The organism is Aeromonas mytilicola subsp. aquatica (assembly GCF_044336385.1).
Classification (GTDB): domain Bacteria; phylum Pseudomonadota; class Gammaproteobacteria; order Enterobacterales; family Aeromonadaceae; genus Aeromonas; species Aeromonas rivipollensis.
In genome coordinates, this window is record NZ_CP172298.1 from 4,506,479 (window position 1) to 4,527,592 (window position 21,114).

Sequence of the window (21,114 nt, forward strand, 5' to 3'; positions counted from 1 at the left end):
AGAATATTATGTGCAGGAGCCACCCATGGGAACCATCGCCAGCCTGGATATAGATGCGCAGAAGGGCTTTACCCCCCTCTGCCCGAACGAGCTGCCCGTCGCGGGCGGGGCTGACATAGTGGCCGCTCTCAACGCGCAAGCCGCCCTCGCCAGCCTGCGGATCGGCAGCAAGGACGCCCACCCCGCGAACGCCGCCTGGGTGGTGACAACCCCCGCCGCCATGCTGCAACCGCTGGACCTGCCCAACGCCGATCTCACCTGGCCGACCCATTGCGTACCGGGCACCCCTGGCTTCGAGCTGCTCGATGGCCTGCCCGCCCCCATCGACTATGACTTCTTCGTCTGGAAGGGGGTCGAGCCGGATCTGCATCCCTATGGCGCCTGTTACCATGACCTGGCCGAGCGGCGCAGCACAGGGCTTATCGAATTCCTGCAAGCACGGAGCGTCGATACCGTGCTGGTCGGCGGCCTCGCCACCGACTACTGCGTCAAGACCAGCGTGCTGCAGCTGCGCCGTGCCGGTCTGCGAGTCATAGTGCACCTCGATGCCTGCCGTGGCATAGCCCCAGAGACGGTTGCCAGCGCCCACACCCAGATGATCGAGGCGGGTGCCGAACTGGCCCAGACCCTGATCGATGTACAACGCCTGCTGGACGCCTGATATGTCGCCGATCCTCACCCGCCAACTCGATACCGGCGCCTGCACCTTACCTATGCAGCAAGGGCGCGTCATCGTGCTCACCCGTCTGCGAGGAGCCTGATATGCCCCCTATCCTCACCAGCCTGCTCGACACCGACGCCTACAAGCTGCATATGCAGCAGGCGGTGTTCCATCGCTACCCGGATGCCGAGGTGGTGGCCGAGTTTCACAGCCGCAACGAGGAAGATCTGCTGCCCATGATGGGCGAGATCGAGGAGCAACTGCGCCTCGCCGGCTCCCTGCGCCTGACCGGCTCCGAACTCGACTTCCTGGCCGAGCGCCCCTTCTTCACCGCCGATTACCTCGATCACCTGCGCCGCAAGCCGCTCGATGCCTCCCTGCTCAAGGTGTTCGAGCAGGATGGCCGCATCAATGTGCGGGTCGAGGGGCCCTGGCAGGATGTGATCCTGTGGGAGATCCCTGTGCTCGCCATCATCAGTGAGATGCGCAACCGCTTCCGCTATCCCCAGTTCGGGGTGAGCCATGCCCTGGCGCGGCTGGATCAGAAGATCGACAAGCTGGAGCGGGAGCTCAGCCCCGAGGAGATGCAGGATTTCAACCTCATCGACTTCGGCACCCGCCGCCGCTTCTCCCATGCCGTGCAGGATGCCGTGGTGGGCCGCCTCAAGGAGCGCCTGCCGGCATTTCGGGGCACCAGCAACTACCAGCTGGCCCAGAAGTACCGGCTGCCGGCGGTGGGCACCCAGGCCCACGAGTGGTTCCAGGCTCACCAGCAGCTCGGCTTCCCGCTGGAACACAGCCAGCGCGCGGCCCTCATCAGCTGGCTTGACGAGTTCACCAACCACCTGGGCATAGCCCTGACCGACTGCATCACCATGGATGCCTTCCTGCGCGACTTCGATTTCGAGCTGGCCAGCCGCTATCAGGGACTGCGCCACGATTCCGGTGACCCCGTGGTGTGGGGCGAGAAGGCCATCAGCCACTACCAGCGGCTCGGCATAGATCCCAAAGACAAGACGCTGGTGTTCTCCGACGGCCTCAACCTCGACAAGGCCGTCGAGCTATTTCGCCACTTCCGTGGCCGCATCAACACCAGCTTCGGCATCGGCACCAAGCTCACCTGCGATCTGCCCGGCGTCAGCCCGATGAACATCGTCTTCAAGCTGATGGAGTGCAACGGCGGCCCGGTCGCCAAGATCTCCGACAGCCCGGGCAAGACCCTGTGCCGGGACGCGGACTTCATCCGCAACCTCAAGCAGGCCTTCCACGTCGGGGTGTGACCCCCCAGGAACAGCAGACAACAAAAAGCCCGCCGGTTTGCACCGGCGGGCTTTTTTATCGACTCGGGAGAGGTCAGTCTTTCTTGGCCAGCAGGAATTTCACCAGCTGGTTGAACTGCTCCTGGGAGGTGATGGATTCAATTTTCACCAGGTACTTGCCATTGACCAGGAAGGCCGGCACACCGCGAATGTTGTAGCTCTCGGTGTTGCGATCGAACTGGGAGACCATGCCGGAGACGGCGAAGCTGTCGACGGCACCGTCAAACTCTTCGGCCGGTACGCCGTTGTCCACGAAGATCTGCTTCACGTCGGCACGGCTCTGCGGCACCTGACGCTGGGTGTGGATCTTGTCGAAGATGACCGGGGTCAGCTTGCCTTCGACGTTCAGCAGGTTGGCGACGGCATAGGCGCGTTGCATCTCCGGACCCATCTCACGGCCCAGGAAGGCCACCGGGTTCTTCTTCATCGGCACGCCTTCCGGCAGGCTCTTCTTCAGATCTTCGGCGATCGGCTCGAACTTGGCGCAGTGCGGGCAGAAATAGGAGAAGAACTCCAGCACTTCAGGTTGGGCGCTGCCGGTCTGGGTGACCACGTCATAGTTGACGCCTTCCTTGAATTCCGGGGCGGCGTGAACCATGGGGATCATCAGCATGGCAGCGAGGAAAAATAGTACTTTTTTCATGACGTTTCCTGTTAAGGGATCACTGTGAGGCACGCCCGGCGAACCGAAGCAGTCCAAGCCTATTGCGTCACCTTCCCGTCGTCAATGGCAAAGGCGGGTGGGCGAGCCCATCACCGCGGCATCCAGGTCCAGGTTGCCGGGGCTTATCCGGCCAGCATCAGCGACCCGGAGCGCTTCCAGCTGGTCGTGCCCCGGGTATCGCGATTCGCCTACCTTACCAGTTTGGCATCAGCGTCAGGGGCAGTACCTGGAGCGCTTCCAGCTGGCCGTGCCCCGGGTATCGCGATTCGCCTGCCTTACCAGTTCGGCATCAGCGTCAGGGGCGGCGCCTTGAGCGCTTCCAGCTGGTCGTGCAGGGTCGCTATCTGCTGGCGCCAGTAGTGATCCGTATTGAACCAGGGGAAGTGACGGGGGAAGGCGGGATCCTCCCAGCGCCGGGCCAGCCAGGCCATGTAGTGGACTATGCGCATGGCTCGCAGCGGTTCGATCAGCGCCAGCTCCCGCGGGTCGAACTCCATGAACTCCTCGTAGCCGGCCAGCAGGGTGTCGAGCTGGATCTGCTGCTCGTGGCGCTCGCCGCTCAGCATCATCCAGAGATCCTGGATGGCGGGGCCGGTGCGGCAGTCGTCGAGATCGACGAACAGGGGGCCGTCACGCCACAGTATGTTGCCGGGGTGACAATCCCCGTGCAGGGAGATCCGGGCCACGTCCAGGGTCATGGCGTCGCAGACATGTCGGATCAGCTCGTCGAGCACCCCGAAGAACTGCTTGGCCAGGCCGCTCGGCACCCACTCTCCGGCCGCCAGCAACTGACGCGGCTCGTGCAGCATGCTCTCCACGTCCAGCTGGACCCGATGGTGGAAGGAGTGACTGGCCCCGACACTGTGGATGCGGCCAAGATAGCGCCCCACCCACTCCAGCTGATCCAGGTTGTCTACCTCGAACTGGCGACCACCGACGCTCTGCCAGATGGCGAAGGGGTAGCCCTGATACTCCAGCAGGGTCTCGCCGGCAAAGGCGATGGGGGCGGCGACCGGGATCTCCGTCTCACGCAGGCGAGCGGCAAACTCGTGCTCCTCGAGGATCTGGGCCCGGCTCCAGCGACCGGGGCGGTAGAACTTCACCACGTAACGGCGACGCTCCTCATCCTGAAACTGGTAGACCCGGTTTTCATAGCTGTTGAGCTCGATGAGGCCGGAGTCGATGCGCAGGCCGCTGAGATCGATCGCATCCATGATGAGGTCGGGATTGAGGTCGGAATAGTTGAAACGCATGTCATCCACCATGAGAAAGGGGCGCTGTTGCGCCCCATTCTATCCGAGATAGCCAATCAATGCCGCCCATGATCCCGATCCGGAACATTCCACGGACGCCCGTGGCACGCCGGATCAGCTGTCCGGGACGGCCCCTCAGAGCCGGCTGATAAACTTGCTGGGCTGGCGTAGGGTGCCCTTGCTGTCGTCCGGTGCGGCCCCTTCCCGTTTGAGCACGAACTGGACATCCAGGGTCGGCCGCTTCAGGTTGAAGGGATCCACCGCCAGGCTCACCGGCAGGGTGAAGATTTCCCCCGGTTTGAGAGTCACTTCCCGCGGGCCGAACCACTGGTGCTCCGGCAACCCTTCCACATCCAGTTGATAGGTCTGGGATTGCAGGGTCTTGTTGAGGATCTTCAGGGTATAGGTGTTCTCGATGAGCCCCTCGCTGTTCTCCCGGAACAGCTGGTTGCGATCCCGCAGTATGTCGAGCCCCATGGGCATGATGGACATGGCGTTGTAGACGAAGACTCCCAGCATGATGACCATCACCAGGCCATAGCCGAGCAGCTTGGGCCTGGCCACATGGGTCTGGTTGTGGGCCAGCTTGTGCTCAGTGGTGTAGCTGATCAGCCCCTTCGGATAGCCCATCCGATCCATGGTCTGATCGCAGGCATCGACGCAGGCGCCGCAGTTGATGCACTCGTACTGCAGGCCGTCGCGGATGTCGATGCCGGTCGGGCAGACCTGCACGCAGAGATCGCAGTCGATGCAGTCCCCCAGCCCCAGCGCCTTGGGATCTGCCTTGCGGCTGCGGGCGCCACGGGTCTCGCCGCGCTTGCTGTCGTAGCCGACTATGTAGGTGTCCTTGTCGAACATGGCGGACTGGAAGCGGGCATAGGGGCACATGTGGATGCACATGATGGCGCGCATCCAGCCGGCGTTGCCGTAGGTGCAGGCGGCGAAGAACAGCACCCAGAAGATGACCCAGCCGCTCGCCTGCAGGGTGAAGAAATCAGGCACCAGCTGGAACACATCCTGGAAGTAGGCGACGAAGGTGAGGCCGGTGCCGAGCGACAGCAGGATCCAGGCCAGATGCTTGGCGCCCTTGCGCGCCAGCTTCTCGCCACTCCAGGGGGCGGCATCCAGCTTGCGGCGCTTGTTGGCGGCGCCTTCCAGCTTCTCTTCGAACCAGATGAACATGAAGGTCCACACCGTCTGGGGGCAGAGATAGCCGCACCAGACCCGGCCGAGGAAGGTGGTGACGAAGAAGAGGGCGAAGGCGGCGATCATGAAAACCCAGGCCAGCAGGGTCAGATCCTGCGGCCAGATGGTGGCGCCGAAGATGTGGAACTGCTGGTGCTCCAGATCGAACAGTACCGCCTGGCGGCCGTCGTAGCGCAGCAGGGGCAAGGTGACGAAGAGGGCGACGAAGAACCAGCCCATGGCCTTGCGCACTCGCTGCCAGTAGCCGGTCTGGGACCTGACGTAGATGCGGTTGCCGGGATTGAACCTGTCATCGCCCGCCTTGAACGTGTGGGGATTGAAGGTCCCGGTGACGTTCTTGTCGGTCACATCCTTGATATCGATCTTGTCCTGGTCGGCCATTGCAGCACATAGCTCCACTCATATTGTTATGAAGGCGATTATATCTTAAACAGCCTGCTAATTGTGTGGGTTAAATGTATCTATAGTTCGAGTGCCGTCGCAATTTCAGGCAACAAAAAAGGCCCATAGCCAGTTGACTATGGGCCTTTTTAGAGATTCTCTTGAAACCTTCCTCTTCCGGCAACCCGGCGGTCGGGTTACTTGATGCCGCGGGCCTTGAGCAGGGCTTCCTTGAAGTCCGGAACATGATCCTTGGCCAGGCCCGGAATCATCGCCTGCTTGTCGGATTCGCGCATCTTGAGGTGGTAGATCAGCATGTCGTCGGTCAGCTCGGACAGGGCGCCCTCATAGCCGGCCTCTGCCGCCAGTTTGGCGATGAATTGCACCAGGCTGAGATCCTGCTCCTTGATCCAGGCGGGCTGCAGCAGCTCCAGCAGCTCTTCGATACGATGACATTGCATAGACGACCTCTTTAATCTGTCATGTGAAACTCAGGCAACCTTACCCATCAAGGCTACTTCGATACGATCCCGGCCATTATGCTTGGCCTGATAGAGGGCCGCATCCGCTTTTTGGATAAGCTCGGCGATGGAGTTGTGCTGATCCGGCACCAGGGTCGCCACCCCGAAGCTGCAGCTGACCCGGCCGGATACCCGGGACTTGTGGTGGGGAATGCCCAGGGTACGCAGGGCAGCTTGCACCTGTTCGGCGATCTGCATGGCCCCCTGCAAGGTGGTGCAGGGCAGCAGCAGGGCGAACTCCTCCCCGCCGTAACGGGCGGCCAGATCGTCCTCCCGCCGCAGCACCTCGGCCAGCAGGCTCGCTACCTGCTGCAGGCACTGGTCCCCCAGCTGGTGGCCATAGTGATCGTTGAATTGCTTGAAGTAGTCCACATCCACCAGCACCAGGGAGAGGGGCGCCCTGGCCCTGTGACAGCGGCGCCAGGCTCGCGCCAGGGTGTCGTCCAGGTGAGCCCGGTTGGCGATGCCGGTCAGGCCGTCCAGGCGGGAGGTGAGCTTGAGATGCTCCGAGACCGCCTTGAGCTCTGCCACCAGATCGGCGTTGGAGAAACTGTGGTAAAGGGAGGCCACCTGATCCCGGCGCAACCGGCGCAGCAGGGTCGGCAGGAACACGAACAGGTAACCCGCCAGCATGCAGGAGACGATCCGCTCCTGCTCGTTGCCGTCGCTGAGTTCGAACAGCATGGCAAATCCGAGCGGCAGCACGGCGCCGTAGAGGGTGCGACGACTGCCGAACAGCATGATGGCACTGCCGGTGAGGATCAGGCTGGTGAGCATCATCATGGCGGCGCGGTAGGTGTCCGGCAGTCTGTCCATGTAGAGCAGCACGCCGAGGGCCCATATGATGGAGGTGATGGTCACCCCGATGAAGAGCTCCCGCTCCAGCACCGGCAGCGGGAGCTCCGTCAACCTGGGTTGACGCCAGCGCAGGTGCCACCAGCGACCCAGCAACAGCAGGAAGACCAGGCCAAGCCAGCCGAGGGCCTCCCCGGCAGGCAGGTAGTCGTGGAACAGCAGGCTCCAGCTGATCGCCAGCAGCGCCAGACAAGGCAGGCTGAAGGAGGCGTGGGTATAGAGTTGGACCATGATGGCCCGCCGCACCTGGTGATTCACACTCTGGGTCAACTGGGTACTCCCTGTACAAGAGCCGCACAGTTTAGCACTCCCTTTTCCTGCTCAACAATCAATCGCCCGCTATTAAGCAGCCACTCAGCCCCCAATCCGCCGTGCGCCGCGCAGCACAGGCGGGATCCCGGGCCGCCCCGGCCTGCCCGGGCTACCTCAGCCCTTCTCGAGTTCGTCGAGTATGGGACATTGTGGATTCGCGTCCCCGTGGCAGCACCCCACCACCTCCTCCAGGGAGCTGAGCATGGCCTGCAGACCGGCGATCCGGGCCCGCAGATCGACGATCTTCTCCTGCGCCAGCTTCTTCACCTGGGCGCTGGTCCTGTGCTCGTCCCGATAGAGCGCCAGCAGCTCCTGACACTCCTCCAGGTTGAAGCCGGTCTCCCGCGCCCGCTTGACGAAGCGCAGCTCCCGCAGGGCGCCGTCTGTGTAGCTGCGATAGCCGTTGTCGCTGCGCACAGGTGCCGAGATGAGGCCGATGCTCTCGTAGTAGCGAATGGTCTTGGCAGACAGCCCAGTGGCCTTGGCAACCTTGCTGATGTTCATGGATGACTCCTTTTCGATTCAGATTGGCGCTGGCCGCCCGCCCTGGGCTGCCAGCGTTTCAGTAACAGGGAATTGCTCAATACCGTGATGCTGCTCAGGGCCATGGCCGCCCCTGCCAGCTCGGGGCTGAGATAGCCCAGTGCCGCCAGCGGAATGCCGATGATGTTGAATACGAAGGCCCAGAACAGGTTCTGCTGTATGGTGCGCCAGGTGGCCGCCGAGATGTCGATGGCATCGGCCACCAGCCGCGGATCAGATCGCATGAGGGTGATGGAGGCGGTTTCCATGGCGACATCCGAGCCTGAGCCCATGGCGATGCCGACATCCGCCGCCGCCAGCGCCGGGGCGTCGTTCACTCCGTCCCCCACCATGGCCACCAGGCCCTGGGTACGGGCGCGCAGCGCCTCCACTTTCTCCACCTTGCCCGCAGGCAGCACTGAGTCAAAGGCGCCGTCCAGCCCCAGCTTGGCGGCGATATGGGCCACCGGTGCCGGGGCATCACCGCTCACCAGCCAGCTGGCGATGCCGCGCTGGCGCAGGGTGGCGATGGCCTCGGGGCTCTCTGGGCGCAGGGTATCGGCCAGGGCGGCGATCGCCACCGCCACGCCGTCGATGGCGACCCAGACCCGGGTCGCGCCGTCGGCGGGCGCTTCATCCTGCTGTGGCGGCTCAATGCCGAGCTGAGCCAGCAGGGAGGCGTTGCCGATAGCCACCCTGTGCCCCGCCACCTGACCGAGGATACCGGCACCGACCCGCACCTCCACGGCTTCGGGCTGGGGCAGCACGACCTCTTTGCCGACCGCCTCGCGCATCGCCAGCGCCAGCGGGTGCTCGCTCGCCTGTTGCAGGGCGGCGGCGAGGCGCAGTTGCTCGTCGGTGCCGCTCCAGCTCGCCAGCACCGGCCGCCCTTGAGTCAGGGTACCTGTCTTGTCGAAGATGAGCGCCTTGATGGCATGGGCCTTCTGCAGGGTATCCACGTCCTTGATCAGGATGCCGTGACGCGCCGCCACCCCGGTGCCGGTGACGATGGCGGCCGGGGTCGCCAGCCCCAGGGCGCAGGGGCAGGCGATCACCAGCACGGCCACCGCCGCCAGCAACGCCTGGCCGAAGTCGTTACTGTAGGCATACCAGGCCAGCAGGGTGAACAGGGCTATGGCCATGACCACGGGCACGAAGATGGCGGAGACCCTGTCCACCAGCTGTTGCAGCGGCGCCTTGCCCATCTGGGCACGCTCCACCAGGGCGATGATCTTGCTGAGGCTGGAGTCTTCCCCGACCGTGGTGGCCTCGATCTCCAGCACGCCGGAGCGGTTGATGGCGCCGCCCAGCACGGCATCCCCCAGTGCGCGCGGCACCGGCAGGCTCTCGCCGGTGAGAATGGATTCATCCAGCTCGCTCTCACCACTCAGGATCTTGCCGTCCACCGGCACCCGCTCCCCCACCAGCACCCGCAGCCTGTCGCCACGAAGCACCTCGTCGATGGCGACGCTCTGCCAGGCTTCGCCACGCCAGACGGTGGCGGTGTCCGGCCGCAACGCCATCAGTTCGCGAATGGCGGACTGGGTACTGCGTCTGGCCCTCGCCTCCAGCAGTTTCCCCAGTGAAATCAGGGTAATGATGATGGCGCTCGCCTCGAAATAGAGCTTGCCGCTGGCGGCCACGCCTAAGGTCAGCAGCAGATAGAGGCTGTAGAAGTAGGCGGCACTGGTGCCTGTCACCACCAGCACATCCATGTTGGCGGCGCGGTTCTTGAGGGCAAGCCAGGCGCCGCGATAAAAGCGGGCCCCGATCCAGAACTGCACCGGAGTGGCGAGCACCAGCTCCAGCCAGGCGGGCAGATGCCAGGGCAGCAGGCCGGCCATGGCGACCATGCCCACCAGCAGCGGCAGGGTGAGCAGGGCCGAAATAACAACCTGAGTCAGCGCCTGGCGGGCGGCGGCGGCTTCCTGTTCCTCACGGGCCAGCAGTTGCTGACGGCGCTGGCTGACTGAGCCTTGCGCCAGCTGGGCACCGAAGCCAAGCGCTTCTATATGGGTGCGCATGGAAGCCGGGGTCTGGGTGCCGGGCACTAGCAGGATGCGGGCCTGCTCGAGGGAGAAATTGACCTCGGCCGAGATGACGCCAGGCAGTGCTGCCAGCATCTTGTTCAGCCGAGCCGAACAACCGGCACAGGTCATGCCGCTGATTTGGAAGGAGATCGTCTCATGGCCGTAGCCATAGCCCTGCCCCGTGATGCTGTCGAGGACCTCGGGCAGACGAGCCGGGTCACCGAGTTCGATGGCCGCCTGCTCCAGCGCGAAGTTGACGCTGGCCGTCACGCCGTCGAGCTGGTTGAGGGCGGCGGTGATGCGGCTGGCGCAGTTGGCGCAGCTCATGCCGCTGACGGGAAGTTGAATATGCATGGTCATGACAATCCTCCTCGGATAGACCAGCAAACCTTAACCTTTACTGTAAGGGCAAGCTCAAGGGAGCGCACCGACTTTTTGTGCAAATAAAAAACGGCGCCTGTTGGCGCCGTTGATGCGTTCGGCAGCATGCCGATCTGCCCTATTCTCCCCTCTCGGGAGAAGAGCCGGGGATGAGGGAACCTAGTCGTCAGATGCCGTACTGGGCGCGATAGGCCTTCATGGCCGCCAGTTGCACGGCCAGCGCGGGCTGCTCTGCCTGCTTCTCTTCCAGATACTTGATCAGGTCGCTCATCTGGATGATGGCGATGATGTGGGCGCCGTAGTCACGCTCCACTTCCTGAATGGCGGAGAGCTCGCCCTTGCCCTTCTCCTGACGATCCAGGGCGATCAGCACCCCGGCCAGGGAGGCGCCGTTGGCCTGGATCAGATCCATGGATTCGCGGATGGCGGTCCCGGCGGTGATGACGTCGTCCACCAGCATGATGCGCCCCTTGAGCGGGCTGCCCACCAGATTGCCGCCTTCGCCGTGATCCTTGGCTTCCTTGCGGTTGAAGCACCAGGGCACGTCCACGTCGTGCTGCTCCACCAGCTGCACCGCGGTGGCGGAGGCGATGGGGATCCCCTTGTAGGCCGGGCCAAACAGCACATCGAATTCGATGCCGGCATCCATCAGGGCGGCGGCATAGAAGCGGCCGAGGCGGGCCAGATCGCGACCGCTGTTGAACAGGCCGGCGTTGAAGAAGTAGGGGCTCTTGCGGCCGGATTTCAGGGTGAACTCACCGAATTTGAGAACCTGTTTCTCCAGGGCGAACTCGATAAATTGACGCTGGTAGGCTTTCATTCTGGCTCCTTGCTTGGCTTGTCGTTTACTGGTGTGGGGGTATAAAAAAACGCGGTCAATGCCGCGTTTTTCGAATCAGAAATTCAGGAGAGCGCCTGCTTCTGCAGCGCTATGATGTCGTCGATGCCGCCCTTGGCCAGCGCCAGCATCGCCAGCAGCTCCTCGTGGGTGAAGGGCTCGGCCTCGGCGGTGCCCTGCACCTCTATGATGCGGCCATCTTCGGTCATCACCACGTTCATGTCGGTCTCGGCGGCGGAATCTTCCACGTACTCCAGATCGCAGATGGCTTCGCCCTGATACATGCCGACGGAGACGGCGGCGATCATCTGCTTGAGCGGGCTCTGCTTGAGCATGCCCTTCTCGACCATCCAGTTCAGCGCATCCACCAGGGCCACGCAGGCGCCTGTGATGGCGGCGGTGCGGGTGCCGCCGTCGGCCTGCAGCACGTCACAATCCACAGTGATGGAGTGCTCGCCAAGCGCGGTCAAGTCCACGGCGGCACGCAGGGAGCGGGCGATCAGTCGGGAGATTTCCAGGGTGCGACCGCTCTGCTTGCCGGCGGCCGCCTCGCGGTTCATACGCGAATGGGTGGAGCGCGGCAGCATGCCGTACTCGGCGGTGACCCAGCCCTGACCCTTGCCTTTCAGGAAGCGCGGCACGCTGGTGTCGACGCTGGCGGTGCACAGCACGCGGGTGTGGCCGAACTCCACCAGCACAGATCCTTCCGCATGCTTGGTGAAGTTGCGGGTGATGGTAACCGGGCGCACTTGCGCGGCACTGCGATCGCTGGGACGGGACATGGGACTGACCTCTGGGCTGGCTCAAATTGGCGGGGGATTATAAGTGATCCCGCCCCAAATATCAGCCGCTAAAACCACGGCATCGGCTGACGGGGCAAGCCTGGCTGAGTATACTGGCCGCACACTTCATCAAGCCCGGAACAATCAATGATTCACAGCATGACCGCCTACGCCCGCAAGGAATTCAAGGGCGACTGGGGCACAGCCGTTTGGGAAATTCGTTCGGTCAACCAGCGCTATCTGGAAACCTACATCCGCCTGCCGGAGCAACTGCGCAGCCTGGAGCCGGTCCTGCGTGAGCGTTTCCGTGCCAAGCTGCAGCGCGGCAAGGTGGAGTGCAACCTGCGTTTCGAAGCCGCTCAGGCCGCCGCCAGCCAGCTCCACATCAATGAAGAGCTGGCCAAGCTCATCATCGACAGCGCCAACTGGGTAATGAAAGAGGCGGGCCAGGGCCAGCTCAACCCGGTCGACGTGCTGCGCTGGCCGGGTGTCATGGCTGCCGCCGAGCAGGACATGGACGCGGTCGCCACCGAGCTGCTCGGCGGTTTCGATCTGACCATGGAAGATTTCCTCGCCTCCCGCGCCAGCGAAGGGGCCAACCTCAAGGCGCTGATCCAGCAGCGTCTGGACGGCATCCAGGTGGAAGTGAAGAAGGTGCGCGTCCACCTGCCGCAGATCATCGAGTGGCAGCGCCAGAAGCTCACCGATCGCCTGGCCGAAGCCAAGGTGGAGCTGGATCCCGCCCGCATCGAGCAGGAGATCGTCATGCTGGCCCAGAAGATCGACGTGGCCGAAGAGCTGGATCGCCTGGAGATGCACATCAGCGAAACCATCAAGATCATGAAGAAAGGGGGCGCCTGCGGCCGTCGCCTCGACTTCATGATGCAGGAGTTCAACCGCGAGTCGAACACGCTCGGCTCCAAATCCATCAACGCCGAGGTGACCCAGTCCGCCGTCGAGTTGAAGGTCCTCATCGAGCAGATGCGCGAGCAAATTCAAAACATCGAGTGACCCCCTCATCGATGCACCAGCCCCCGCCACGCGGGGGCTTTTTTATGTCATATCCCCAGTGTGATCAAAGACATGGCCTCGTCGCGCAATCCACCGCAATCTGAGCCACCTTGTCATCGAGGCAATGGCGGCGCGGCCATGGGGCGACGCCCTGCCCAAAAGAACGGGCCTGCAAGAGCAGGCCCGTTCTTTTGCTGATAACCACCCGTTCTTGCCAGGGGTGCGGCTTTTTATCCGTTTGACGCTTTGAACTTGCGGCTGCGCAGCAGCAGGGGGAGCTGGTAGAGCACCAGGGCGCCCAGCACCAGACCGGCGCCAGCCAGCTTGGCAGGGCCCAGCGGCTCGTCATAGAAGAGGGTGCTCAGGATCAGGGTCCAGACCGGTTCCAGCAGCATCAGCAGGGCGGCGTGGGCCGTGGTCATCCGGCTCAGGGCGTGGGTGAGCAGCCAGTAGCGCAGGGTGGTGGCGATCAGGACGCTGGCGGCAAACCAGCCCCAGATACCAGAGCTGATGTTGGCGGGCCACTGCTCTGTCAGCAGGGAGAGCAGGGTGCCGATCAGGCCGGTCACCGCCAGCTGGATGCAGGTGAGCCAGGTAGGGGGAATGGACTGGGCGAAGTGGCGGTGCACCGCGAGCTGAACCCCCAGGGTGGCAGCAGCGGCCAGAAACCAGAACAGGGACAGGGACACACCCCAGTGGGTGCTGCTGGAGAGCAGCAGCAGGCCGGCCACGGCGATGGGCAGGGTGAGCCAGTAGTGGCGGCCGGGTCTGGCCTTGAAGGCGGCCCAGGCGGCGAGCGGTGCCATCAGGGTGGCCACGCTCATGATGAAGGCGCCGCTGCCCAGCGCATCGCTCTGGCTGATGGCGGTGACCCAGAACAGCAGGCTGGCCCCGAGCAGGGTGCCACACCCGGCGGCACGCAGCAGTTGCGAACGGCTGGGGGGCGGCTCCCGCAGCCAGGCGAGTGGCAACAGCAGCAGGGCGGCCAGCAGGAAGCGGCTGCCGATAAAGGCGGCGGTGGGCAGCTCGCGAATAGCCTCTTTCGAGAAGAGCCAGCCGGCGGCGGCCAGCAGGGTGACCAGTATCATCAACAGCAGGGGAGCGCGGTTCATCGGGGCATCACAGGGTCAAGGCAAAGGGCAGAGCATAAAGGAAAGCAGGCCGGATTGCCTGCGGCGTTTGCCCCTGCCCCGGGATCAGGCGGGACTATGGGCGGACACGGGATAAGGCACAAGGTGGCCACCTGAGCCACCCGCGCTAGTCGTTTTCCAGTGCGGCGAGGCAGTGGGACAGGGTGCGCGCCAGCGCCCCCTGGTTGCGCAGCACCACGGCACGAGCCTGCTCCCCCATCTGGCGGCGGGCGCCCGCATCGCCGAGCAGCGTAATCACCTTGTCGCCCAGGGCATCGGCATCCGCCACCACGGCGGCCCCCCCCTGAGCCACCAGCTGCCGGGTGATGTCGCTGAAGTTGAAGTAGGCGGGGCCGGTCAGGCAGGGCTTGCCGAGCGCCGCCGGCTCCAGCAGGTTGTGGCCACCAATCTTCACCAGGCTGCCACCGACAAAGGCTAGGTCGGCCGCCGCCAGCATCAGCGGCAACTCGCCCATGGTGTCGCCCAGGTAGATTTTGTCGCTCTCGCCGACCGCACTGCCCGCCGTGCGAAGCACGCAGCCGTAGGGGGCGCACAGCTCGGCCACCCTGGCAAAACGTTCGGGATGGCGCGGCACCAGGATCAGCAGGGCAGACGGATGTGCCCTGAGCACCCGGTCGAAGGCGGCCAGCACCTGCTCGTCCTCACCCTGATGGGTGCTGGCGGCGATCCAGACCGGCCGTTCCTGCCCAAGCTGCTGGCGCAGGGCGCGGCCCCGGGCCTGCACCTCGTCGCCAAACTGGATGTCGAACTTGATGGAGCCGGTCACCGCCAGCCGCTCGCGGCCTATGCCCAGACGATGGAAGCGATCCGCGTCGTCCTGGTGCTGGCACAGCAGATGGGTCAGCGGACGGCTGAGGGCATCGAAGGCGCCCTGGAAGCGGCCATAGCGCTGGCAGGATCGCTCGGAGAGGCGGGCATTGAGGATGGTCACCGGCAAGTTGCGTGCCTCGCAGGCCGCCAGCCAGTTCGGCCACAGCTCTGTCTCCATCACCCAGAGGGCGCGGGGCTTGAAGGTGGCCAGAAATGCCGAGACCGCCCAGGGGTAGTCCAGCGGCGCATAGCGATGCACCACCAGATCCCCGAGCTTGGCCGCCTGCTCGGCGCCGGTGCGGGTGGTGGTGGTGAGCAGTATGGGCAAGGAGGGCTGCTCCGCCTTGAGGGCGCGGATGAAGGGGCTGATGGCCAGCGTCTCCCCCACGCTCACCGCATGGATCCAGAGCGGCGCCTCCTGCCCGGTGGCAGGTGCCAGCCCCAGGTGCTCGGCCCAGCGCCTGCCGAAGCCGGGCTTGCCTTTTTTGGGCTTGTAGAGCGCCAGCAGCGCCAGCGGCAGGCCCAGGTGGATCAGCAGGTTGTAGAGCAGCCGATAGATCATGCTATTGGCCTTCGCCGCCGGCCACCGACTGCAGCGCTATGATCAGGTCCGCCCCGTCACTGCGCTCTAGCCGTTTGCCCGCCTCTATGACCTGCTCCGGCATCAGCTCGATCAGGCACTTGAGGTGGCCGAACTTGCAGGTGCGCTTGAAACAGGGGCGGCATTCGATGTCGGTGTGGACTATCTCGACCCTGTCCGCCAGGGGCGGCGTGTAGAGCGGCGAGGTGGAGCCATAGACGCCGATCAGCGGCCGGTTGAGGGCGGCGGCGACGTGCATCAGGCCCGAGTCATTGGCGATCACCCGACCCGCCAGGGCCATGAGATCGATCGCCTCGTGCAGGCTGGTCTTGCCCGCCAGCACGTGACAATTGGGACGGGACAGGGGGTTGATCCGGTCCCGTATGGTGTTGGCCACCTCCACATCCTTACCGGAGCCGAAGATCCACACCTGCCAGCCTTCATCCAGATGCTTCTGGGCCACCACGGCGTAGTGCCCCTCAGGCCAGCGCTTGGCCGGGCCGAACTCGGCCCCCGGGCAGAGCACCAGCACGGGGCGGGCGCGATTCAGGCCGAGCCGCTCCAGGGCCTTGCCCTGGTTGACGAGATCCACGTGCAGGGACGGATGGGGAATGGACGGAATGTCGCTCCGGCTCTTCATCTGTGCCTTGGGGTAGGCCAGCGCCAGATAGGCTTCCACCATCAGCGGGAAGGCCTGCTTGTTGCTGCGCATGTCGTTGAGCAGGCCGAAGCGGTGCTCCCCCTTCCAGCCGGTACGCACCGGGATCTTGGCAAACCAGGGGATGAGCGCCGACTTCATGGAGTTGGGCTGGATGATGGCCTGATCGTACTTTTCGGCGGCCAGCTGCTTGCCGAGCCGGCGGCGGGCCCCCAGCTTGAAGTCACCGTGGCCGAGCGGCATGGGGATGGCCTTGTCCACCTCGGGCATCCGCTCCAGCAGGGCCACGCACCAGGCCGGCGCCATCACATGCAGCTCGCTGTCCGGGTGATTGCTCTTGAGTGCCTTGTACAGACTCTGGGACATCACCATGTCGCCGACCCAGGAGGGGCCGATCACCAATATCTTCATCGCGCGTCTTCTCTCGGGACTGGCCCGGCGGTTAATCGTTACTGGGCGAGATTATGCCCCAAGAAAGGCCGAAGAAATAACAGAAGATCCCTGCCTGATGCGCAAGAGGTCTTCAGGGACAGCACAAGGGGGAGCGGGCCCATGCCCCGGCCGGGGTTTTAGGCTAGAATGGGCGCCAATCCGAGCATGACCCGCCCGCCGGGCGCCAACAAGAGTCCAGAACCCGTGAAAAAACCGACCCTGGCGGCCGTCCTGATCGTCAAGAACGAAGCCGACAACCTGCGCGCCTGCCTCGCCTCCCTCGATGGCCTGGTGGACGAAATCGTCATCCTGGACTCCGGCAGTCAGGATGATACCCCCGCCATCGCCGCCGAATTCGGCGCCCGCTTCTTCGTCAACACGGCCTGGCCCGGTTTCGGTCGCCAGCGCCGCCTCGCCCAGTCCCATGTCCAGTCGGAATGGGTGCTGTGGCTGGATGCGGACGAGCGGCTCACTCCGGAACTGAAAGCAGCCATCGCCACCGTTATGGCCAACCCGGCGGGCGATACCATCTACTCGATCCCGCGCCTCTCCTGGGTGTTCGGCCGCTTTATCCGCCACAGCGGCTGGTATCCGGATCGGGTGCTGCGCCTCTATCCCAGGGCGCTCACCGGCTACAACGAGGCGCTGGTGCACGAGAAGGTGGAGGTGCGCGCCAACATGAAGATCGTCAACCTGCACGGCGACCTGCTGCACTTCACCTACCGGGATCTGGAGCACTATCTGGTGAAATCCGCCGGCTACGCCAGGGCCTGGGCCGATCAGCGCACCGCCCGCGGCAAGAAGGGTTCCCTCGGCCAGGGACTGGTGCACGCCGTCGGCTGCTTCCTCAAGATGTACCTGCTCAAGGCCGGCTTCCTCGACGGCAAGCAGGGGCTGCTGCTGGCCATCCTCTCGGCCCACTCCACCTTCGCGAAGTACGCCGACCTCTGGATCCGCCAGCAGCCACAGGCGCCGGACCAGGCACAAAAGTAAGCCGGCATGGCGACACTCCCATGACGAGACAGGGCCCCGAGGGGCCCTGTCTGCATTCTCAGCTCTCTGCCCGCCAGAACGGCGGAGCCCAGCGGGCGATCGCCGCCGCCATTGTCTTGGGATCGAGCTGGCTCATGTCTTCCGGGTGATCGCTGTCTTCCGGCGGGCTGAAGGCCAGATGACGCCCCTCGCTGTTGAGCGGACGCCAGCGCAGCGGCGTGGCGGAGCGGTGCGCCGGGAAGAAGCCTATGGTCGGCACGTCCAGCGCCGCGGCTATGTGCAGCGGTCCCGTGCTGCCCGCCACGAACAGGGCGGCATTGGCCATCACCTGACAGAACTTCGGCAGCCCCTCGTCGGATCGGTAGATCCAGCCGTTGCCGCCGTGGGCCAGCAGCTCGGCCGCCAGCTGCTCCGCCTTGCTCTCCTCCCCGGGCCCCGCCGTCAGCACGCACTGCAGTTCAGGACAGGCCTGGTTGAGCTTGATGATGAGGCGAGAGTACTGCTCTATGGAGAGGTTGTTGGCCGAGCCGCCGCTGCCGGCATGCACCATCAGCCAGGGGCGGCTCGCATCCAGCTTCAAGCGGCTGGCGATCTGCTCGCGCACCTGTTGCAGGCTCTCGGGATCGAAGCTGAGGTAGGGCCCCTGGGGCTCCACCACGCTCAGTTGCTGGTCGGCCAGGAAGCGGCGCACCAGATCCAGGTTGTACTCGTACTCCGGTTTCTGGGAGCGGGAACGGCGCTGTACCAGCCGCTGGTTGTAGAGCACCTGGGCCAGCTTGGTGGCCGGAGCCAGCCGGTAGGGAATGTGTGCCTTCCACACCAGCTTGGCGTTACGGGTGTTGGAGAAGAGGCAGATGGAGGCATCGAAGGCGGCCGCCTTGATGCGGGCCAGCAAGGCGCGTTGCTGTTCCTTGTCGGCCCGGGCCCCCGGATCCAGAATGATCTCGTCGATCCAGGGGCAGAGGCGGGCCAGCGGCGCCGTGTAGGCGGGAACCAGGGCAGTCACATGACACTCCATGGAGCGCTTGAGCATGGCAAAACTCGGCCAGGCCAGCATGAAGTCACCAATCTTGTCATTGCGTACTACCAGAATACGTTTCATAAAAAATCCCTTTGCTCCCTGTCACCAATGCAGGGAGGCTTGATGCGCGGTGCGGGTATTCTTGCCTGATGCCGGGCTATTCTCAAGCGAAGACGCCGAGGGGCCCTGATTTGGGCGATCAAACCTGGGGCATAGCGCCAGAAATCCGCGCCATCCCGGTCGCGACAAACCACCAACAGCCCCTATAATGCGACCAATTTTCCCGGTTGCAGGAATCAGCAGCATGACCAACAAGGTAATCTATCCCGGCACCTTCGACCCCATCACCAACGGCCACACCGACCTGATTGGCCGGGCTGCCAGGCTGTTTGACGAGGTGGTGGTCGGGGTCGCCAACAGCCCGAGCAAACGGCCGCTGTTCGATCTGGCGGAGCGCGTCCTGCTGGCCCAGCAGGTGACCGCCCATCTGCCCAACGTCAAGGTGGTGGGCTTCTCCGGCCTGCTGGTGGATTTTGCCAGGGAGCAGCAGGCCAACGTGCTGATCCGGGGCCTGCGCGCCGTCTCCGACTTCGAGTACGAATTCCAGCTGGCCAACATGAACCGCCGCCTGATGCCGGAGCTGGAGAGCGTCTTCCTCACCCCGGCGGAAGAGAACTCCTTCATCTCCTCCACCCTGGTGAAGGAAGTCGCCCTGCACGGCGGCGACATCCACCAGTTCGTCGATCCCCTGGTGGCGCAGGCCATCGCCGCCAAACAGGGCAAGTGACAACGCAAACAGGCTACCCTCGGGTAGCCTGTTTGTCGGGGCAGCTGGCGCAGCCCCGGTCTCCCGCCCCGGCCGTCAGTCCGGCGCGCGGTTCAGCGCCTGCTGACAATTGAGCGTCAGCTCGTCCAGCCAGGCGTAGCGACGCCGGTACATGGCCCGCTTCTTGGCGGCCACCTCTTCCAGCGGCTTGCGCACCACGGGCTGCAACCGCACGAAGTTGGCATCCTGATCCAGGGCACCGAACTCCTGCCACAGCTCGTCATAGTCCGCCTGCAAGCAGGCTTTTTTCTTCTTGCTGTAGCGTCTGGCCTGGAAGATGTGCGCCTTCATCCGCACGGCCGAGACACGGCTTGCCCCCATGGCCCCGGCCAGCGCCATCACCAGCATCACCACCAGCGACTTGGGTCTCAGACCATGACCCGCCTTGGTCAGTGCCCGTACCTGCTCCTGGGGCTGCTCGACACCGGGCTCGGGGCCCTGCACCGAGCCTATCACCAGCGCCAGATCGTGCTCGCTGCCCGCCAGCGAGAAGGCGCAGCTGTAGAGCCGCTCCCCCTGCTCGTTGACGATGGAGAGGGCCAGTTCGGCCTCCCGCCGGAAGGTACCGTCGTGGCGCAACACCAGGCGGCAGCCGCCCTCGGGGTAGCGGCCGAGTTCGATCCCCTCCCCCAGATAGAGCGGGTCGATCAGGTCAGGATAGCGGGCCAGCAGCAGCCGGTAGTGATCCTCCACCATCCTGACTCGCTGGTTCACGGTCGAGCAGGCGAAGCGATAGGGTCGCATCGGCTTGTCGAGCAGCTCGGGATAGTGGGCAGGCAGGGCCCTCAGGGGTTCTGTCTGAAACAGCTCGAACACCCGGTTCAACTGCGGCCGGTAGAGCAGACTACGCAGCACGAACTTGCCGCGATTGAAGGTCTTGCGGGCGCTGTCATCGGGATAAAGGAAGCGGGCCATTTTTTGGGCGCAATAGTGCCCCTGCCGGGATAAATGATCCCAGTCTATTGATTCTGCTGTCATTTTTATTACCTCGCAGCCTGAACTGGCGAGATAGTAGTCATGGACGATAGCGGCATCAACAGACTGGCAATACTCTCTTACAACTTGGCCGGATATGGCCCAAAAAACGGCAATTCAGCGTTGGCAGTGGGAGCAGAACACTGTGGTTCTCTGGCCCATCCTCACCTCGGTCAGCAGGGTATGGCAGTGAAAACAGGGCTGGCCACCCCGGCCATAGACCTGCAACTGCTGCACGAAATAGCCCGGCTTGCCATCAGCACTGGTGAAGTCCTTGAGGGTGGTGCCCCCCTGGCGAATGGCCTCGGCCAGCACCCGCTTGATCTCGGCCACCAGGGTCCCCAACCGCTCGCCACTGATGTTGCCCGCCGCCCGCTTGGGGTGAATGCCGGCGGCATAGAGCGCCTCGTTGGCGTAGATGTTGCCCACCCCGACCACCACCTGGTTATCCATCAGGAACTGCTTGATGGCGGTGCTGCGCCCCTTGGCCCGCGCCCGCAGATAATCGGCGCTGAAGGCGTCGGTGAGCGGCTCGGGCCCCAGCTTGGCGAGCAGGGCGTGCGCCTCGGCGGGTTCACGAGTCCACAGCAGGGCGCCGAAACGGCGCGGATCGTTGAGCCGCAGCAGCTTGCCGTTGGCGAGCTCGATGTCCACGTGATCGTGCTTCTCGGCCGGGGTGCCTATGTCCAGCACCCGCAGGCTGCCGGACATGCCAAGGTGCAGGATGGCGGTGCCAAAATCGGTCTCCAGCAGCAGGTACTTGGCGCGGCGGCTGACCCTGTGGATAACGAGATCCACCAGCTCCTGGATCTCGCCAGGCACGGGCCAGCGCAGCCGGCCATCCCTTACCACCACACGGGTCACCTTGATGCCGGTGAGCCAGGGAGAGATCCCCTGGCGGCTGACTTCGACTTCCGGTAATTCAGGCATAG

The 21,114-nt window shown here is 64.2% G+C and carries 20 protein-coding genes; 5 read left to right on the forward strand and 15 right to left on the reverse strand.

The window, feature by feature from the left end; genetic code table 11:
• Positions 1-25 precede the first annotated feature (25 nt).
• Entirely contained in the window at positions 26-661 is a 636-nt protein-coding gene (locus ACFWHB_RS20665) for a nicotinamidase (RefSeq protein WP_106885463.1), read from the forward strand.
• 101 nt (positions 662-762) lie between these two features.
• Positions 763-1,941, forward strand: coding sequence for a nicotinate phosphoribosyltransferase (pncB, locus tag ACFWHB_RS20670; protein WP_025328755.1), 1,179 nt, complete (start codon positions 763-765; stop codon positions 1,939-1,941).
• Positions 1,942-2,014: 73 nt separating this feature from the next.
• Here the strand turns inward: pncB and ACFWHB_RS20675 are convergent, their stop codons facing one another.
• The 9 genes from ACFWHB_RS20675 to rph form a co-directional block, all read right to left on the reverse strand.
• Entirely contained in the window at positions 2,015-2,623 is a 609-nt protein-coding gene (locus ACFWHB_RS20675) for a thiol:disulfide interchange protein DsbA/DsbL (protein ID WP_111910826.1), read from the reverse strand.
• 296 nt (positions 2,624-2,919) lie between these two features.
• The gene (locus ACFWHB_RS20680; RefSeq protein ID WP_111910825.1) at positions 2,920-3,909 is read right to left on the reverse strand and encodes a serine/threonine protein kinase; all 990 of its coding nucleotides are present in this window, start codon (positions 3,907-3,909) and stop codon (positions 2,920-2,922) included.
• Between the two features lie 123 nt (positions 3,910-4,032).
• Positions 4,033-5,484 carry a cytochrome c oxidase accessory protein CcoG gene (gene ccoG, locus ACFWHB_RS20685; RefSeq protein ID WP_163137464.1) on the reverse strand — a complete coding sequence of 484 codons (1,452 nt, stop codon included), beginning with the start codon at positions 5,482-5,484 and terminating at the stop codon, positions 4,033-4,035.
• A gap of 197 nt (positions 5,485-5,681) precedes the next feature.
• A complete protein-coding gene (locus ACFWHB_RS20690) occupies positions 5,682-5,945 on the reverse strand; it encodes a YihD family protein (RefSeq protein ID WP_025328759.1) in 264 nt (87 codons plus the stop codon).
• A gap of 30 nt (positions 5,946-5,975) precedes the next feature.
• Positions 5,976-7,130, reverse strand: a complete 1,155-nt coding sequence (locus tag ACFWHB_RS20695) for a GGDEF domain-containing protein (protein WP_395949166.1) — start codon at positions 7,128-7,130, stop codon at positions 5,976-5,978.
• A 156-nt stretch (positions 7,131-7,286) separates the two neighbouring features.
• Positions 7,287-7,676, reverse strand: coding sequence for a Cu(I)-responsive transcriptional regulator (gene cueR / locus ACFWHB_RS20700; protein WP_005323722.1), 390 nt, complete (start codon positions 7,674-7,676; stop codon positions 7,287-7,289).
• Complete coding sequence (locus ACFWHB_RS20705; RefSeq protein ID WP_395949167.1) at positions 7,673-10,084, reverse strand: heavy metal translocating P-type ATPase; 2,412 nt, start codon at positions 10,082-10,084, stop codon at positions 7,673-7,675. The genes cueR and ACFWHB_RS20705 overlap by 4 nt, the downstream gene beginning before the upstream one ends.
• Before the next feature lie 187 nt (positions 10,085-10,271).
• The gene (pyrE, locus tag ACFWHB_RS20710; RefSeq protein ID WP_395949168.1) at positions 10,272-10,925 is read right to left on the reverse strand and encodes an orotate phosphoribosyltransferase; all 654 of its coding nucleotides are present in this window, start codon (positions 10,923-10,925) and stop codon (positions 10,272-10,274) included.
• Between the two features lie 83 nt (positions 10,926-11,008).
• Positions 11,009-11,725, reverse strand: coding sequence for a ribonuclease PH (gene rph, locus ACFWHB_RS20715; protein WP_025328763.1), 717 nt, complete (start codon positions 11,723-11,725; stop codon positions 11,009-11,011).
• Positions 11,726-11,872: 147 nt separating this feature from the next.
• Here rph and ACFWHB_RS20720 point away from each other — a divergent pair, with 147 nt between their 5' ends.
• On the forward strand, positions 11,873-12,736 hold the full coding sequence (locus tag ACFWHB_RS20720) for a YicC/YloC family endoribonuclease (protein ID WP_374396006.1): 864 nt from the start codon (positions 11,873-11,875) through the stop codon (positions 12,734-12,736).
• Between the two features lie 230 nt (positions 12,737-12,966).
• On the opposite strand, the gene ACFWHB_RS20725 is transcribed toward ACFWHB_RS20720, so the two are convergent.
• The 3 genes from ACFWHB_RS20725 to waaF all read right to left on the reverse strand — a co-directional run bounded on the left by ACFWHB_RS20725 (position 12,967) and on the right by waaF (position 16,346).
• Positions 12,967-13,848: a DMT family transporter gene (locus ACFWHB_RS20725; RefSeq protein ID WP_395949169.1), complete on the reverse strand. Its 882-nt coding sequence runs from the start codon at positions 13,846-13,848 to the stop codon at positions 12,967-12,969.
• A gap of 145 nt (positions 13,849-13,993) precedes the next feature.
• On the reverse strand, positions 13,994-15,259 hold the full coding sequence (waaA, locus tag ACFWHB_RS20730; RefSeq protein ID WP_395949170.1) for a lipid IV(A) 3-deoxy-D-manno-octulosonic acid transferase: 1,266 nt from the start codon (positions 15,257-15,259) through the stop codon (positions 13,994-13,996).
• A 1-nt stretch (position 15,260) separates the two neighbouring features.
• Positions 15,261-16,346: a lipopolysaccharide heptosyltransferase II gene (waaF, locus tag ACFWHB_RS20735; protein ID WP_395949171.1), complete on the reverse strand. Its 1,086-nt coding sequence runs from the start codon at positions 16,344-16,346 to the stop codon at positions 15,261-15,263.
• Between the two features lie 225 nt (positions 16,347-16,571).
• Here waaF and ACFWHB_RS20740 point away from each other — a divergent pair, with 225 nt between their 5' ends.
• Complete coding sequence (locus ACFWHB_RS20740) at positions 16,572-17,360, forward strand: glycosyltransferase family 2 protein (protein ID WP_168236058.1); 789 nt, start codon at positions 16,572-16,574, stop codon at positions 17,358-17,360.
• A 58-nt stretch (positions 17,361-17,418) separates the two neighbouring features.
• On the opposite strand, the gene ACFWHB_RS20745 is transcribed toward ACFWHB_RS20740, so the two are convergent.
• Complete coding sequence (locus ACFWHB_RS20745) at positions 17,419-18,462, reverse strand: glycosyltransferase family 9 protein (RefSeq protein WP_106885455.1); 1,044 nt, start codon at positions 18,460-18,462, stop codon at positions 17,419-17,421.
• A 223-nt stretch (positions 18,463-18,685) separates the two neighbouring features.
• On the opposite strand from ACFWHB_RS20745, the gene coaD reads away from it, so the two are divergent.
• A complete protein-coding gene (gene coaD / locus ACFWHB_RS20750; RefSeq protein WP_139744767.1) occupies positions 18,686-19,168 on the forward strand; it encodes a pantetheine-phosphate adenylyltransferase in 483 nt (160 codons plus the stop codon).
• Between the two features lie 75 nt (positions 19,169-19,243).
• Here coaD and ACFWHB_RS20755 read toward each other — a convergent pair whose 3' ends face one another.
• Positions 19,244-20,122: a VirK/YbjX family protein gene (locus tag ACFWHB_RS20755; RefSeq protein WP_393935609.1), complete on the reverse strand. Its 879-nt coding sequence runs from the start codon at positions 20,120-20,122 to the stop codon at positions 19,244-19,246.
• 177 nt (positions 20,123-20,299) lie between these two features.
• Positions 20,300-21,112 (reverse strand): bifunctional DNA-formamidopyrimidine glycosylase/DNA-(apurinic or apyrimidinic site) lyase, encoded by an 813-nt coding sequence (gene mutM / locus ACFWHB_RS20760; protein WP_163137455.1) that lies wholly within the window; start codon positions 21,110-21,112, stop codon positions 20,300-20,302.
• Between the last annotated feature and the right edge of the window lie 2 nt (positions 21,113-21,114).